This window comes from Bradyrhizobium sp. GW821-FHT12B03 (assembly GCF_058807535.1).
This window is the reverse complement of sequence record NZ_JBXAQU010000002.1, coordinates 596,091-611,678: the sequence shown is the minus strand read 5'-3', so window position 1 is coordinate 611,678 and position 15,588 is coordinate 596,091. Positions and strand designations below refer to the sequence as shown.

At 65.7% G+C, this 15,588-nt stretch carries 13 protein-coding genes; 3 read left to right on the top strand and 10 right to left on the bottom strand.

The window, feature by feature from the left end; translation table 11 throughout:
* Positions 1–2,091, bottom strand: coding sequence for a GumC family protein (locus tag AC1RUR_RS06790; RefSeq protein WP_492842320.1), 2,091 nt, complete (start codon positions 2,089–2,091; stop codon positions 1–3).
* 278 nt (positions 2,092–2,369) lie between these two features.
* On the opposite strand from AC1RUR_RS06790, the gene AC1RUR_RS06785 reads away from it, so the two are divergent.
* The 3 genes from AC1RUR_RS06785 to AC1RUR_RS06775 all read left to right on the top strand — a co-directional run bounded on the left by AC1RUR_RS06785 (position 2,370) and on the right by AC1RUR_RS06775 (position 6,115).
* The gene (locus AC1RUR_RS06785; protein WP_492842319.1) at positions 2,370–3,560 is read left to right on the top strand and encodes a glycosyltransferase family 4 protein; all 1,191 of its coding nucleotides are present in this window, start codon (positions 2,370–2,372) and stop codon (positions 3,558–3,560) included.
* 29 nt (positions 3,561–3,589) lie between these two features.
* Positions 3,590–5,125, top strand: a complete 1,536-nt coding sequence (locus AC1RUR_RS06780) for a glucosamine inositolphosphorylceramide transferase family protein (RefSeq protein WP_492842318.1) — start codon at positions 3,590–3,592, stop codon at positions 5,123–5,125.
* Positions 5,126–5,254: 129 nt separating this feature from the next.
* Positions 5,255–6,115 carry an alpha/beta hydrolase gene (locus AC1RUR_RS06775; RefSeq protein ID WP_492842317.1) on the top strand — a complete coding sequence of 287 codons (861 nt, stop codon included), beginning with the start codon at positions 5,255–5,257 and terminating at the stop codon, positions 6,113–6,115.
* A 108-nt stretch (positions 6,116–6,223) separates the two neighbouring features.
* Here AC1RUR_RS06775 and AC1RUR_RS06770 read toward each other — a convergent pair whose 3' ends face one another.
* From AC1RUR_RS06770 to AC1RUR_RS06730, 9 genes are all read right to left on the bottom strand, one after another.
* On the bottom strand, positions 6,224–6,595 hold the full coding sequence (locus tag AC1RUR_RS06770) for a Rieske (2Fe-2S) protein (RefSeq protein ID WP_492842316.1): 372 nt from the start codon (positions 6,593–6,595) through the stop codon (positions 6,224–6,226).
* Entirely contained in the window at positions 6,567–7,271 is a 705-nt protein-coding gene (locus tag AC1RUR_RS06765) for an ABC transporter ATP-binding protein (RefSeq protein WP_492842315.1), read from the bottom strand. The genes AC1RUR_RS06770 and AC1RUR_RS06765 overlap by 29 nt, the downstream gene beginning before the upstream one ends.
* Positions 7,264–8,046, bottom strand: coding sequence for an ABC transporter ATP-binding protein (locus AC1RUR_RS06760; protein ID WP_492842314.1), 783 nt, complete (start codon positions 8,044–8,046; stop codon positions 7,264–7,266). The genes AC1RUR_RS06765 and AC1RUR_RS06760 overlap by 8 nt, the downstream gene beginning before the upstream one ends.
* Positions 8,046–9,083 carry a branched-chain amino acid ABC transporter permease gene (locus tag AC1RUR_RS06755; RefSeq protein WP_492842313.1) on the bottom strand — a complete coding sequence of 346 codons (1,038 nt, stop codon included), beginning with the start codon at positions 9,081–9,083 and terminating at the stop codon, positions 8,046–8,048. The genes AC1RUR_RS06760 and AC1RUR_RS06755 overlap by 1 nt, the downstream gene beginning before the upstream one ends.
* Positions 9,080–9,952, bottom strand: a complete 873-nt coding sequence (locus AC1RUR_RS06750) for a branched-chain amino acid ABC transporter permease (protein ID WP_492842312.1) — start codon at positions 9,950–9,952, stop codon at positions 9,080–9,082. The genes AC1RUR_RS06755 and AC1RUR_RS06750 overlap by 4 nt, the downstream gene beginning before the upstream one ends.
* A 68-nt stretch (positions 9,953–10,020) precedes the next feature.
* Complete coding sequence (locus AC1RUR_RS06745) at positions 10,021–11,175, bottom strand: ABC transporter substrate-binding protein (RefSeq protein ID WP_492842311.1); 1,155 nt, start codon at positions 11,173–11,175, stop codon at positions 10,021–10,023.
* Between the two features lie 74 nt (positions 11,176–11,249).
* Positions 11,250–12,443 (bottom strand): xanthine dehydrogenase family Fe-S subunit, encoded by a 1,194-nt coding sequence (locus AC1RUR_RS06740; RefSeq protein WP_492842310.1) that lies wholly within the window; start codon positions 12,441–12,443, stop codon positions 11,250–11,252.
* Entirely contained in the window at positions 12,440–13,276 is an 837-nt protein-coding gene (locus AC1RUR_RS06735) for an FAD binding domain-containing protein (protein ID WP_492842309.1), read from the bottom strand. The genes AC1RUR_RS06740 and AC1RUR_RS06735 overlap by 4 nt, the downstream gene beginning before the upstream one ends.
* The gene (locus AC1RUR_RS06730; RefSeq protein WP_492842308.1) at positions 13,273–15,564 is read right to left on the bottom strand and encodes a xanthine dehydrogenase family protein molybdopterin-binding subunit; all 2,292 of its coding nucleotides are present in this window, start codon (positions 15,562–15,564) and stop codon (positions 13,273–13,275) included. The genes AC1RUR_RS06735 and AC1RUR_RS06730 overlap by 4 nt, the downstream gene beginning before the upstream one ends.
* Positions 15,565–15,588 lie beyond the last annotated feature (24 nt).

Here is a 15,588-nt window from a genome sequence, read left to right as displayed (position 1 = left end):
TCAGCCGGCCAGGCCCAGCACTTCGCCCCGACGACGCGCCGTGGACGGATCGGCCGGCACGCGATTGATGACGAGCCCGGTCGGCACGCCGCCAAAGCGGGAGAGCGCGGCCATGGCCCGGCGCATTGCAGCGGAATCGACGGCGTCTTCGCAAGCCACCAGGATGACCAGATCGGCATGAGCGGCGAGCGCCGCCGCCTCCGGCTGCAAGGCCAGGGAGGTTGCATGGACGACGATCAGATCGAACTCCGAACGGATATCGTCCGCGGGTGACAGTTCGGGCCTTCTGCCGGCACTCAGAAGCGCATCGACACCGGGAAAGCTTGCGGTGGTCGTGCCGTCCGCGTGCCCCCTGGCCTGTCCGGCCCCGCCGAGGTCCGGCTCGACCCGGATCAGGACGCTCAGCCTGCCGTTGTTCACCGCCCACCGATTCAGCGACCGCGCGACGGTGTTGCCGCCGGCACGCTTGCCGACCGACATCACGAGGACAATCTTGCCCCGCGGGGCCGGCAATTTCTCCAGCCTGTCGAACAGCGGGCGCAGATGAGGACCGAGATCGAGTTCAGCCGTCGCGGATACCGGACCTTGCCAGATGTTTCTGGGCACGTCGCTCGGCAACAGGTCGGGAATGCGAGCCCACACCGGCGGGCGTGGCCACGCCGCCGGCTGGCGCGGCGCCGGATCGGGGACACGAACGTCTTCAACGACCTTGTCCGATCCGCGTCCGGTGGCCGCAACGACCGCCGTCGATGTCAGGAGTGAGACGATCGCGAGCGCGGCGAGCAGCAGGGGCAGCGGCGGAAGGGTCGAACGAAGCGGCGGAATGGCGGACGACGCAATCTTGGTCTGGGAGCTCTGCAGGAGACGCTGTTCGTTCGTCGTCTTGGAGCGCGAGAGGAACTGCTCGTAGATGTTCCTGTTGGCCTCGGCGTCGCGCTGCAATTCCTGGAGGCGGACCAGAGCCTGACCGTCGACGAGGAGCTGAGATTCAGCCGCCTTCATCTGGCTTTCCAGCGCCTTCTGCTGATCGCGCTGGGCCTCGTATTCCGACTTTGCGGTGTCGATGCCCTTTGAGCGCTCAACCTCGATCTGCCTGTTGAGATCGTTCAGCTGGCTGTACGACATGACGAGATCGGGATGGCGATCGCCGAACACCGCCCGCTTCTGCGCGATCTGATCGTTGAGCGCCGACCGCTGCGCGCGCAGGGCGTTCAGGAGATCCTGCTTGGCGGGACCCTCGACATTCCCCTTCGCGTCGCGCTGCGCCTGCTCGTAGCGGGCTTTCGCCTCTTCGGTCCGGGCGCGCGCAGCGGCGACCTGCTGCGACAGCTCGGTCACGCGCAATTGCTGGGTCGTGGCATCCTTGCCGGCGTTGACGATCCTGTGCTCGAGCTTGAATGTGGCCACGGCGTCCTCCGACGCCCTCAGCCGGTCGTTCAACGTCTTGAGCCGGCCGCTGAGCCAGTCGGCCGCCTCGTCGGTCGCATCGGTGCGGTTGCGACTCTGGCTGGCGACGAACGCCTCCGCTATCGCGTTGGCATAATAAGCCGCCCGCTCCGGCCGGTTCGAGGTGAAGCGGATGGCGATGACATAGGTGAGCCCGCGACGGGAAATATCGAGACGGTTGCGGAATCTCTCGAGCAGGCGCGTCGGGTCGGTGTGCCCCCCGGAAATGTCCTCGTCGTCCCGAACCTTGAGCTGCTCGATCAGCGGGTTGAGAAAACCGTCGGACTTCGCCACTTCAACCAGGCTCTGCAGTGCGGCGCTGTCCTGCCCTATGCCCGGCAGAACGTCCTGGTCCGCGGTCACGCGCTGTTCCCGGGGATCGACAACGACCAGCGCGGTCGCCGCAAATCGGACCGGGATCACCAGCAGAACGACGACGCCGAGGGCGAAGATCGCCAGAGCAAGCGTCAGGATACGGCGGGCATTGTCCCGAATGAAAGAGAACGCACCGGCTACGGTGAGCACCCCGCCGGGGCGTGCTGCGGCTTCGCGAGCCTCACCGTTCGACGCATTGCGAGTCTGCCACGACGCGGCGACACCGGTCGATCCGGAACTTGTCGGGTCTGCGCGGCGACCGAACGTCATGGACTTTACTCGGATTCAACTGGCGAACACTGTTCAGTGGCCTACTCCACCGTAAATATCTATGGTTAATCCGCGGTTACCCGCCTCCACGCGAAGGTGACCAATTGGTTAACGCGCGCGCTTCTCGCCATCCGGAAATCACCGGCATTCTGTTGTGAACGGTGCTGTTCCAGCGGGCCGCGCATTAACTCCGTTTGTCGCTATTCGGTGTCCGCTCGATGCTCGCATGATAGGTACGGCATCAAGAAGGTGAACGTTTCATTAGCGGGTCGGGATCCGTGCTCCATTACCAGCCAGGCGCAGAACTGGGCGAGGCACCGAAGCTACCGTCGACCGCAGCAGCGCTCGCAAGACGGGGCAACGGCGAACCGAAGCCGCACGTCCTTCTCATCCAGACCCAGGCCGAGAACGCGGGCGCGCAGGAGATCTCCAGACTGCTTGGCGCCGGTCTGATCGCACGCGGCTATCGCGTCACCAATCTGTTCTTCTTCCGTAAATCGGATTCCTTCGACGAGCCGCCCGATACCCTCTATTGCGCATCGAGCCGGCCCGGACGACCGCTGGCGCTGCTGCAAATGCTGTGGACGCTCGGCCGTCACATCAGGACCATCGAGCCCGATGCCGTTCTGACCTTTCAGCATTTCGGCAACGTCATCGGCGCAGGCACATCTCGCCTCGTCTGCCGCGCCCCTGTCGTCGCCAATCAGGTCTCGTCCGCGCTGTCGATGAGCTGGCCGGTCCGCGCGGCCGACATCGTCATGGGCAGCCTCGGCTTCTTCGATCGCATCACGCTGAACTCGCTGGACATGGAGCGCGAATATTCGCGCTACCCCGCGGCTTATCGGTCGCGCATGGTGCATGTGCCACATGGCTTCGACGACAAGGCGCCGATCCTGACGAAGGAAGCTGCGCGAGAGAAGTTCAATCTGCCGACGGACCGCATCCTGCTCGGCTGTGCCGCGAGGCTGCACCCGCACAAGCGGCTCGATGCCGCGATACGCCTCCTGCCGGATCAACCATCCTGGCACCTCGCCCTGGCCGGCCAGGGCGCCGACGAAGCCCGGCTGAAACAGCTGGCGGATGATTTGCGAGTATCGGACAGATTGCATCTGCTCGGGGAAATCGCCCCGCGCCAGATGGCCGATTTCTTGACCTGCCTGGACGTGTTCGTATTTCCGACACAGGCCGAGACCTTCGGCCTCGCCGCAGTCGAGGCCGCAAGCGCGGGCGTTCCCTCGGTCGTCACCGATCTTCCCGTCCTGCGCGAGGTGCTGTCCTTCGAAGGAAAACCGACGGCACTCTTCGTCGACACCTCCGATCATGCGAAGCTGTCGACCACCGTCTCGAAACTCCTGACCGACCACCCCCTGCGCGACGAACTGCGACAAAACGCCAAAGGCCTGAAGTTGCGGTATTCGGTGGACGCCATGGTGGAGGAATACGTTCGAATTCTCGACCAGGTCATTTGACCTGATCCGCTGGAATAGATTGGCTCGACATGATCATCGAGTTTCGCTGTGAACGGGACCATGCGCGGCAGTGGATGCGCCGCGAGATGCTGTCGATCGACGGGCGGGACGTTCCGGTTCAAATGGCCTGGACTGAAGCGGCGGAGTCGCGTCCCGCAGGTCTCGACGCATTGTTCGCGCTCGAACGCATGGTGCTGCACAAGGGCAAACCGAGTGGCGCCGACAGGCTGAAGAGCATTCCGGAACGGACGCAGGCTCGCGCTGCTACGGCCGATGTGATCGTCGATTTCACGACCGCCGCACGAGACACCAACGGTTCGGCTCGGCTGTATCTCCGACCGCTGTTCAACGGAGCCGCCGGCGAAAACGCCGCGCTGGCCGCCATTCTCGCCGGCGACCTGCCGGTGATCGACATCGTCAACGAGATCGATGGCGCCGTCCTCGATCGCGCTCACCCGTCGGGAGAAATTGCGGCCGGCCTGAGCGGCGCGCTCGAAACGGTCATGGCGCGAACCCTGACCATGATCTCTGCCATCCTGTCAGGAAGGCCGCGACTTCTGCCGCAGCTGGCGCGCCCCGCCGGAGATGCGACCCGCCGTGGACCGCTTGGCTACGTCGCGCGCGGCCTCGCCGTCTCGATCGCCAAGGAGATCTATCGCCTCTGCTGCTACGCCCCGCATTGGCATATCGGATGGCGCTTCAATGACGGCGCAGGCATCTGGCAGACGGGAGATCTGTCCGGGCCTCGCTGGCACGTTCTGGAAGATCCCGGAAACCATTTCTACGCCGATCCCTTTCCCGTCACCTGGCGAGGGCGAACGTTCGTCTTTTTCGAGGATCTCGATCACCGGGTCGGCAAGGGAATCATTTCGGCGATCGAGTTCGGTGACACCGGGCCAGTCGGCGCCGTCGTGCCGGTGCTGGAAGAGCCCTGGCACCTGTCCTATCCGTTCCTGATCGAGAACGATGGCGAGTTGTGGATGATCCCGGAGAGTTCGGTCAACGGGGACGTCGCCCTCTACAAATGCGTTCGGTTTCCCGACAAATGGGAACGGCATGCGACGCTGCTGTCGGGCCTCGAGCTCGCCGATGTGACGATCACGCGGCACAACGGCTTGAACTATCTGTTTGGCGCCTGGCGCGACGGAGCCGGCGGCTATTCGGATTCGCTTGCGATCTATTACGCCGACCACCTGCTCGGCCCCTGGCTGCCCCATGCCAGCAACCCGGTCCTGATCGATCGCGCAAGTGTGCGACCGGCGGGGAATTTCGTCACGATCAACGAAAGACTGTGGCGGCCGGTGCAGAATTGTACCGACGGATACGGCGCAGCCCTCGCCCTGGCGGAAGTCGTCGAGCTGTCGCCGACGACGTTCAGGCAGATCGTTCGCCACTCGCTCAAGCCCGGACCGGCATGGCCCGGCCGGAAGCTGCACACCCTGAACCGCTGCGGCCGGCTCGAGGTGATCGACGGATCGCGTGTTCAGCCGAAGACCCGCGCCTTCATGAGCCAGTTCCCGGCGGCGGTCTTGCCTGCGCGAACCCGTCCGTTTACGGCCTGCTGAAAGAGGCCCCGCGAACGATGCATCCCTCGCCTGAGTGCGAGCGATGTTCAATTCGAACAGGATTCATGGCAGACAGGAGCGAAGCCGATCGCGGCTACGACGAGCCGCGACATGCCGCCCGGAGACTCCATGGTCAACGAGACACGCTCGACAGATCGCCCCTTCGATCCCCGCGCCAAATGGGCGGAATTGTCCCAGGAGGAACGCAACGCCGCCTATGACAACAACGGCGCCGTCAAGAACAGTGCGGCCCTGATCGCCGAGCGCAATGAAGCTTCAGCGCGGCTGCGCGGCACGCTCACATCCCATCTCGACCTGCCTTACGGCGAGCGCACGAACAACAAGATCGACCTCTATCCGGCCGCGAGACCGGAGGCGCCCTGCCTGGTCTTCCTGCATGGCGGCTACTGGCAGCGCAACTCCCGCGAGCTGTTCGCCATGCTGGTCGAAGGCGTCGCGGCGCATGGCTGGTCGGTCGCCATTCCCGGCTATTCGCTGGCACCCGAGGTGTCCCTGACCGACATCGTCGGCGAAATCCCGCGCGCGCTCGACTGGCTCGCCGCGCACGGCGCATCCTATGGCATCGCCGGGCCGGTCGTGCTGTCGGGCTGGTCCGCGGGCGCCCATCTCGTTGCGATGGCGCTCGACCATCCGCGCGTCCATGCGGGGCTGGCGCTATCCGGCGTCTACGATCTGGCGCCGATCCGCGATACCGGCCTCAACAACGCGCTGAAGCTGACGGACGAGGAAATCGCCCGGCTCTCGCCGCTTCGCCTGCCCGTCACGCCAAAGCGGCTCGATATCGCCTATGGCAGCAACGAGCTGCCGGCGCTGGTGCTGGATTCGATCAATCTCCACGACAAGCGCGCGGCCGCGAAGGCGCCCGGCAAGCTCATTCCAGTGCAAGGCGCCGATCACTTCACCATTCTCGAGGCGCTGCGCCGGCCTGACGGCATTCTGGTCGAGGCCGCTCGCCGGCTGCTGGATTAGAAAGTGCGAAAACAACCCCATGCAAAGTAGAATGCCCTTGTTTTCAAACGCGATTTTTTTCGCCGCGCCTCGCTTTGACACGTCGGGCAAAACAGGGGCATGATGGCATCATCGCCGCGGTTGTCGCTGCTGCGTTTCAACCCAGATTTGCTCGCCCATGACCTTGACGGGATAGACCCGCAACGGCGGGCTCGGCCATCCCGAAGTCATTGTCCCGTCGCGCAAATCGAATGATGCTGCATGGCGCGGGCAGAGCAGCCGTCCCGCCGTCACCTGCCCAAGAGCGAGATCGGCCTGCTCGTGCGGGCATGCACGGTCGCACGCGACGACATCGCCGTCGTTCCAGATCACGAGCAGGTCGTGGCCTGCGACACGGATGATCGTCTCTGCCCTCAGCCGGCTGAGGTCGCAGACCGCAATCCATCCCGGCGCTTCCGGACGGACAGCGGGATCATCCACCGAGATAGGCTTTTCGCACATGCTCGTTCTCGATCAGCTCGGCGCCGGCACCCGACAGCACGATGCGGCCGTTCTCGAGCAGATAGGCATGGTCGCACATCTCCAGTGCCGCAAACGCGTTCTGCTCGACCAGCAGCACCGTGGTGCCGGCATCGCGGATACCGCGGATGATCGCGAAGGTGCGCTCGACGATGTTGGGGGCAAGGCCAAGCGAGGGCTCGTCGAACATGATCAGCCGCGGCCGCGACATCAGCGCGCGCCCGATCGCAAGCATCTGCTGCTCGCCGCCGGACAGCGTGCCCGCAGCCTGCCGGCGCCGCTCGGCGAGCCGCGGAAATTCCGTGTAGATGCGATCGCGATCGGCCGCGATCTCGCCTGACCCACGACGGAGGTAAGCCCCCATGTCGAGATTTTCCTCGACGCTCATATGCGGAAACACGCGCCGGCCTTCCGGACAATGCGCGATGCCGCTGGCCAGCACGCGCGGCGGCCGCGCGCCGGTGATGTCGATGCCCTCGAACCGCATTTGGCCGGCGCGCGGCGGCACGAGGCCGGAAATCGCGCGCAGCGTCGTGCTCTTGCCGGCGCCGTTGGCACCAATGAGCGCGACGAGCTGCCCGGCCTTCACGTCCAGCGAGATGCCGCGCAGAGCGGTGACGCCGCCATAGCCGCACACCATGTCGCGGATCTCAAGCACGCGCCGCTCCATGTCCGAGATAGGCCTCGATCACGGCGGGATCGTTGCGGATCACGTCAGGCGTTCCTTCCGCGATGATGCGGCCGTAATTGAGCACCACGATGCGGTCGGAGACGGTCATCACCATCGGCATGTCGTGCTCGACCAGCAGGATCGTGATGCCACGGTCGCGAATGCTGCGGATCAGCTCGACAAACCGGTGCGTCTCCGAAGCATTCATGCCCGAGACCGGCTCGTCGAGCAGCAGCATCGATGGCTCGGCCGCCAGCGCCAGCGCGACACCGACCAGGCGCTGCTCGCCATAGGAGAGCGAGCCGGCCGCATCATGGGCACGGCGTTCGAGACCAACCCATTCGATCAGCTCGCTCGCGCGCTGCCGCAGCTTGCGCTCCGAGGCGCGCGCCCCCGGCAGGCCGAGGATGGCGTCGAGCAGCCGGACCCGGCCCTGACGATGCAGCCCAATCAGGAGATTGTCGTAGACGGTGTCGTTGGGAAACACGCTGGTGCGCTGGAAGGTGCGGATCAGGCCGAGATCGGCAATCTCGTGCGGTTTCAACCCGGTGAGCGTCGTGCCCTGATAGGTGACATGGCCCGCGCTCGGCGTCAGGAAGCCGGTCATGACGTTGAAGGCAGTGGTCTTGCCGGCACCGTTCGGCCCGATCAGGCTGACGATCTCGCCCTCGCCGACCGTAAAACTCATGTCGGAGATCGCGACCAGCCCGCCGAAGCGGACGGCGACCTGCTCGATCGTCATGGCCACGCTGCGCGCCGTCATCACGCCGGCTCCTTGGCGGCTGTCTCGGCAAGGGCCACGGGTGCCGTTGCCCTGTTCCGTCTCCTCGCCAATCGCTGCGACAGCGAGGGCACGATGCCGCGCGGCAGCACGAACAGGATGGCGATCAGCACGCCGCCATAGGCGATCCACTGCGCCTCCGGCGCCATGACCGGACGCAGCGCGACCGGCAGCAGCCCGAAGATCAGGCCGCCGACCACGGGCCCGGCCAGTGAGCCCTTGCCGCCGCTGATCACCATGATGACCATGGTGACGGTGTTGATGAAGGCGAAGACCTCAGGGTCGATGATCCGGATGTAGTGCGCATAGAGGCTGCCGGCTGCGCCCGCGATCGCAGCCGAGATCACCGCGGCAATCGTCAGCGTCTTGGTCACGTCGATGCCGACGGAGACCGCGAGCGTTTCGTTCTCCATCAGCCCGCGCATGGCGCGGCCGAAATGGGAATGAACCAGGCGCGCGATCAGGAGATAGGCAATGAGAGCGACGACCAGCACGAGATAGTAGTTCTGTAACTTGGTCCGCAGCGTCAGTTCGCCAAGGGGCAACGGGAGCGCGATGGAAGGAATGTTGGTCAATGCCAGCGGTCCCTGTGTCAGCTCGACCCAGTTCAGCGCGACCAGCCGGACGACCTCGGCAAAGGAGATCGTGACGATGACGAAGTAAGCCCCGCGGACGCGGAACGAGAGCAGCCCGACGAAATAACCGCACAGCCCGGCGATGATGATCGCGAGCACGAAGCCCACGATCGGCGGCCAGGGTGCGTGAACCAGACGGAGACCTCCGGGCAGGCCGGCGTCGAAGCCGAGCGACGTCAGCGCGCTGACATAGGCGCCGATGCCGAAGAAGGCGATGTGACCGAGGCTGAGCTGGCCGGTGAAGCCAAGCAGCAGGTTGAGGCTCATCGCGCCGATGACAAAGATCCCGGTGGTGATCAGCGCATTGAGCAGATAGGGATCGCGCAGCCAGAGCGGCACCGAGGCAAGGGCCGCGACGGTGAGAACGGTGACGAGGATCCTCATCCGACGCGCTCCGCGCGCGCGAACAAGCCGGTCGGCTTGAAGATCAGGACCGCGATGATGATCACGAAGCCCATCGCGTCGCGATAGCCTGAGGAGACGTAACCCGCGCCGAGCTCCTCGGCGAGCGCCAGGATGAAGCCGCCGATCACCGCGCCCGTGATGTTGCCGAGACCGCCGAGAATGACGATGGCGAAAGCCTTGACGGCGGCAAGATCGCCCATTTGCGGAAAGATCACATAGACAGGCCCGAGTAGAGCGCCCGCGGCAGCGGCGAGGCTGGAGCCGATCGCGAACGTCGCGGTGTAGATCATGTCGACATTGACGCCCATCAGCGAGGCCGTGTCGTGGTCCTGGAACGTCGCCCGCATCGCGCGTCCCAGGCTGGTCTTGTTGATCAGCAGATACGTCACCAGGATCAGGAGCGCCGCCGCGGCAAGCACGAACAGGCGCAGCCACGAGACCGACACCGGCCCGAGCACCAGCGGCGCCTCGGGAAACGGCGTCGTCACCGATTTGGCGACGCCGCCCCAGATCCACAGCGTGCCCGACTGCATCGCGATCCAGGCGCCGATCATGACCAGCATCGTGGTGTCGATGTCGGAGCCGCGCAGCGGCCGCAGCAAGGTCAGCTCGATGACCGCCCCGAGCAGCCATCCGGCCAGCACCGCGACGGGCAATGCCAGGAAGAAGTTCAGCCCGAACTGCTGCACCACGATGAACATGATGTAGGCGCCGAACGTGTACAGGATGCCGTGCGTAAAATTCACGACGTTCATGATGCCGAAGATCAACGTCAGCCCGATGCCCAGCAGCGCATAGGTGCCGCCGAGCACGAGCATGTTGACCAGATGCTGGAGAAACTCGCTCAAGGCTGTTCCCGGTTAAGACGCATTCGGCGAGAGCGGTGATGTACCGCCCTCGCCCACGGCGCAACGCATTAGAGCGTCTTCATCTCGACCTTGCCGTCGTTGATCTCGATGAGATACACGTTCGGCTGGCTCTGCCCGCTCTCCTTGCCCTCGGGGCCGGACTTGCGGAATACGATGTCGCCATTCAGCCCCTTGATGTTGATGTCCCAGAACGCGGCCTTGATCGCAGCAGGCTCGGCCTTGCCCGCCTTCTCGATCGCGGCTGCCGCGGTACGGATGCCGTCATAACCGCGAAAACTCTCGGTGCAGCCGGCGAATTCGAAGCCGCGCTTCTTCCATTCCGAGATGAAATAGTTGGTCGCTTCCGGGTTCGGCGTCTTGTCCGGGAACCAGGGCAGGAAGGTCGTCAGATGCATGGTGCCGTTGGCGGCGGCCCCCGCCTGGGCGATGATCTGGTCCGGATTCTGCGAGCCGCCGGTGGTGATGATGCGCTTCTTCAGGCCGAGTGCAGCAGCCTGCTTGAAGATCAGCGTCAACTGATCCACCGCGGTCGTGACGATGACAGTCTCGGAATCCGAGCTCTTGATCTTGGAGAGCTGGGCGCTCATGTCCTGCGCGCCCTGGTCCATGGTCTCGACGAGGCCAATGGTGATGCCCTTGTCCTTCATCATCTTGCTGAAGTCCTCGGCGGTGCCGCGGCCCCAGTCGTTGTTGATGACGAGGAAGTCGACCTTCTTCAGCGCAAGCTTGTCGACGATGCCCTTGAACGCCGCGGCCTCGACCGCCGAGGGCGGCGAGATCCGGAAGATGAAGGGATTGCCCGTCGTCGTGATCTTGCCCGAGGATGAGGTCTCCACCACCATCGGCGTTTCGTATTCCATCAGCTTCGGCATCACCGCAAGCGTCAGGCTGGAGCCCCAGGCGCCCATCAGCACCGGCACCTTGTCGCTGGTGATGAGTTTTTCGGCAACGGCGGCGGCTTCCGTCGGATTGCTCTTGTTGTCCTCGATGACGAGCTCGATCTTCTTGCCGAGCACGCCGCCCTTGGCATTGATCTCGTCGGCCGCAATCTTGGCACCATTGACGACGTAGGTGCCGGACGCCGCGAATGCGCCGGTGAGCGGCTCATTGACGCCGATCTTGATGGTCTGCGCCCCTGCCGTGCCGCCGACCAGGGCCGTCGCCAGCGCGATCGTCCCAACCAGTCCGAGTGCTCGTGTCATGTTGTCTCTCCAAATCCCACGCTGTTGATGTCTCGCAGTCCAGGCTTCGTCACTCCGCGGCGCGAACGCGCCGATCATTCCGCGCCACCTTTTCCGACGCGGCCAAACATGCGCGCCAGCCGGGCGCGCAGAACGTCCGATGCAATCGACCAGAAGCTGAGCTCTGCGGGCGCCGTCTGCCCCGGCGACGCGCCCGACATGTGGCGATCGAGATTGCCCGCGAATTCCGCAACCAGGCGCTTGGCGAGATCGCGCACCAGGCCGGGACGGCCGACCTGCGCCAGCATGCCCGTGAGCGTGTAGCCGATCGACAGCTCGACGGCGGTCGCCGCGCCACCTTCGAGCGGCAACAGGCGATAACGGATCTCACCTTGCGTCGCCGAATGGCTGCGCTGGTCGGTGCCGATGCCGACGATGCGCCCCGAGAGCGTTGCGGGATCGCGCTCGACCCGCGCTGCGCCCTCGAAGCTTGCTGCGATCGGCCCGAGCCTGACACGGATCATGCCTTCGACGCGCTCGGGCCTTGGCGGCGCCGTCAGCGATACGCCGGGAAGGCAGGCTGCGATGCCGGCGATATCGTCGAACATCGCAAACACCTTGGCCGGCGCATGCGGCAGCGTGAAACGCTGGTCGAGGACGGTCGCCGGGGTGAAGTCGGGAATGGTACCTAGTACGACACCGCCTGATGCCGCGGCCAACGCCTGCCGCGCAGGCCGCGGCTCGTTGGGGCTGGATGTGGCTCGTCCAGATCCGGCGGGGCCGAGGATAGCCCGGCCCGCATCGACCTGCGGCGCGATGTTGCGCGCACGCCTTGCCTCGATCACGGACTGGACGGCCCTGACGATTCCGACATAGCCGGTGCAGCGGCAGAGATTGCCGCTCAGCCCGACGCGGATGCGCCGCTCGTCGGCGTCGGGCAGGCGCAGCACCAGGTCGCGCGCCGAAACCAGCATTCCGGGCGTGCAGTAGCCGCATTGCAGGGCGTGTTCGCGGGTGAAGGCGGCGCGCAGCTCGGTCGTCACCTCGTCCTCGTCGAGACCTTCGATCGTGGTGATGTCGGCGCCTTCGCAGGCCACCGCATAGGTGATGCAGGAGCGCGCCGGCACGCCGTCGAGCAGCACGGTGCAGGCGCCGCAGACGCCGTGCTCGCAGCCGAGATGCGTGCCGGTCAGATCGAGCTTGTCGCGGACGAAGTCAGCAAGGCTGGTGCGCGGCTCGGCCGACAGCTCCACCGCACGGCGATTGACCTGAAGCGCGATCGTATTCATGCCGCGGCCTCCAGGACGGCGCGCTTCAACACGCCGACATGGATATGGCGCTGCGTGGCGTCATCGATGCCGGCCTTTGTGAGCAGCACGTCGGCGACGCGGGCATCGAAGCGCTGCTTGTAGTCGGCGGCGATCCTGCCGCCGAACAGCTCGGCCGCATCGGTGACAACGATCGGCGTCGTGTCGATCGCACCGATCACGATTCGGGCCGAGGCGGCGGCGGGATCGACCAGGACCGCACCGATGGCGTGGGCGAACTCGCCGGTCTTGCGGCAGCTCTTGGCATAGCCCCAATGCGCCGAGGCCGTTCGTGCGGGCACATGAACCGCCTCGACGATCTCGCCAGCGTGCAGTGCCGATTCAAGGGCACCGACGACGAAGGCTTCGATCGCCATCGTGCGCGCGCCGGCAAGGCTACGCAGCGTCACCCGCGCGCCCAGGGCTGCGAGCGCCGAAATCCAGTCCGCAGCGGGATCGGCATGGCTGAGCGAGCCGCCGATGGTGCCGCGGTTGCGCACCGCGCGATAGGCGATGTTGGCCGCGACAGCGCGCATGGCGCCCCGGGTCACGTCCGCCGTACGCCCATCCTCGATATCGGCATGGGTGACGAGGGCGCCGAGCACGAGCTCCCCACCGGATATTTCGGCACGCTTGAGCTCGGCCAAGCCAGAGATGTCGACGATCAGCTCGGGCTGTACCAGCCGCAGATTGAGCATCGGCCCGAGCGACTGACCGCCGGCGATGATCTTTGCAGACCCGCTGCTTGCTGCCAGCATCGACAGTGCCGCGTCGAGATCGCGCGGGCGCTCATAGCTGAAAGGCGCCGGCTTCATGCCGCGCTCCTTTCCGCCGCGCGTGCGGCCAGTACGGCTGCGACAACGCGATGCGGCGTGATCGGCGACTGCATCAGCTCGACACCGAGCGGGCGCAGCGCGTCGTTGACGGCGTTGGCGATCGCGGCGGGCGGCGCGATCGCACCGCCCTCGCCGATGCCTTTCACGCCGAACTGGGTATAGGGCGACGGCGTCTCCATGTGGTCGAGACGCGCCGCCGGCACCTCGGTCGGGCCCGGCAGCAGATAATCGGCCAGCGTCGTCGCCAACGGCTGGCCGGAGGCATCGAACGGCATCTCCTCGTAGAGTGCGGTGCCGATGCCCTGCGCGAGACCGCCATAGATCTGGCCGTCGACGACGAGCGGATTGACCAGCACGCCGCCGTCCTCGACGATCACGTAGTCGAGGATCTCGACCTCACCGAGATCAGGGTCGACCGCGACGACGGCCGCATGCGCGGCGTAGCTGAAGGTGCCGCTGTCGCGCACCGGCTTGTAGCCTTGCGTCACTTCCAGCCCGCCGGGATCGACGTCAACAGGCAGGTCCTGCGGGCGGCGATACCAGGTGTGGGCGATCGCCTTCAGGCTGACGCTGCCATTGACGCCGCGCACCTCGCCGTTCTGCAACACCACCGCAGCCGGATCGTGCTGCAGCAGCTTTGCGCCGATGCGCCGCGCGCGTTCGCCGAGCTCGCGGCAGGCGGTCGCGACCGCGCCTCCCGCCATCACCATCGAGCGCGAGCCCCAGGTGCCGGTCGAATAGGGCGTCATCGCGGTGTCGCCGAGGACGATGCGGATCTTGGCGACGTCGATGCCGAGCATCTCGTGCGCGACCTGGGCGAGCGTCGTCTCCATGCCCTGCCCGTGCGAATGCACGCCGACACGCAGTTCGAGGCCGCCGTCCGGCGTCAGCCGCGCCGATGCCTGCTCGTGTCCCGGCACCATCGGGATACCCCAGCCGGAATAGACCGAGGTGCCGTGCGCCGCCTGCTCGCAATAGATGGAGATGCCGACGCCGATGCGGCGGCCGTCGGCCTCGCCCTGGCCTTGCCTCACGCGAATGGCATCGATGTCGATCGCGGTCAACGCGCGCCGCATCGCCTCCGGATAATCACCGCTGTCGAAATGTTTCTTCGTGATGTTGTCGAACGGCATCTCTTCCGGCAGCACCAGATTGCGCAGCCGCACCTCGCCCGGCTCGAGCCCGGCTTCCGCCGCGACGAGATCGAGCATCAATTCCAGCGCAAAGCAGACGCCGGTACGGGCGACGCCGCGATACGGCAGGATCGGACATTTGTTGGTGGCGACCGAGAAGGTGCGGCAACGATAGGCCGGCATCTTGTAGGGACCGGGCAAAATGCTCGCGACCTGCGCAGCTTCGAGGCAGGCCGAGAACGGATAAGACGAGTAGGCGCCGGAATCCACCGTCGCCTCGCAATCGATGCCGCGCAGCGTTCCGTCGCTGTTAGCATAGAGCGTGATCCTGTAATGATGCTCGCGGCAATTGGAGCTGGCGACGAGATGCTCCCGGCGATCCTCGGTCCAGCGCACGGGATGGCCACAGCGCATCGTCAGCCAGGACAGGCAGACCTCTTCAGGCAGCAGGATGCCCTTGTGACCGAAGCCGCCGCCGACATCGGGCGAGACGACCCGGATCTGGCCCTCCTCCATGCTCAAGCATTCGGCAAGACCGCTGCGCGTGATGTGCGGCATCTGCGCCGCCGAATGCAGCGTGAGCTGATCGAGCCGCCGGTCGAAGGTTGCGACCACGCCGCGACCTTCCAGCGGCGACATGCATTGCCGCGCGGTCGAGATCTCGCGCGTCACCTTGATCGGCGCATCGAGCGCTGTGGAGATGTCGACCTCGTAATTGGTCTCGAGGAAGACATTGTCGCCCCAATGCTCATGCACCCGCGCCGAGCCGGGCTCGCGCGCCTTCAGCATGTCGGTGATCGCGGGCAGCTCCTCCAGATCGAGTGTCACGGAGGCCGCGATGTCCTCGGCCTCGGCGCGCGTCGGCGCAAGACACATCGCGACGAGCTCGCCGGCCTGGCGCACCTTGCCGGTGGCCAGCACCGGCTGCTCGGAAATCTTGAAGCCCGGCAACCCTGATACCGCGCGGATCGGCTTGATGCCGACGAGATCGGCGGCCGTGAACACGCTGCCGCGATGGCGCTCGGGCACATGGATGCCGCGGATCCGCGCATGCGCCAGCGGGCTGCGCACGAAGGCGACGTCCTGGAGGCCCGCGAGCCTGATGTCGGCGACGTACTGGCCGCGGCCGCGCATCAGGCGATCATCCTCCTTCCGTGG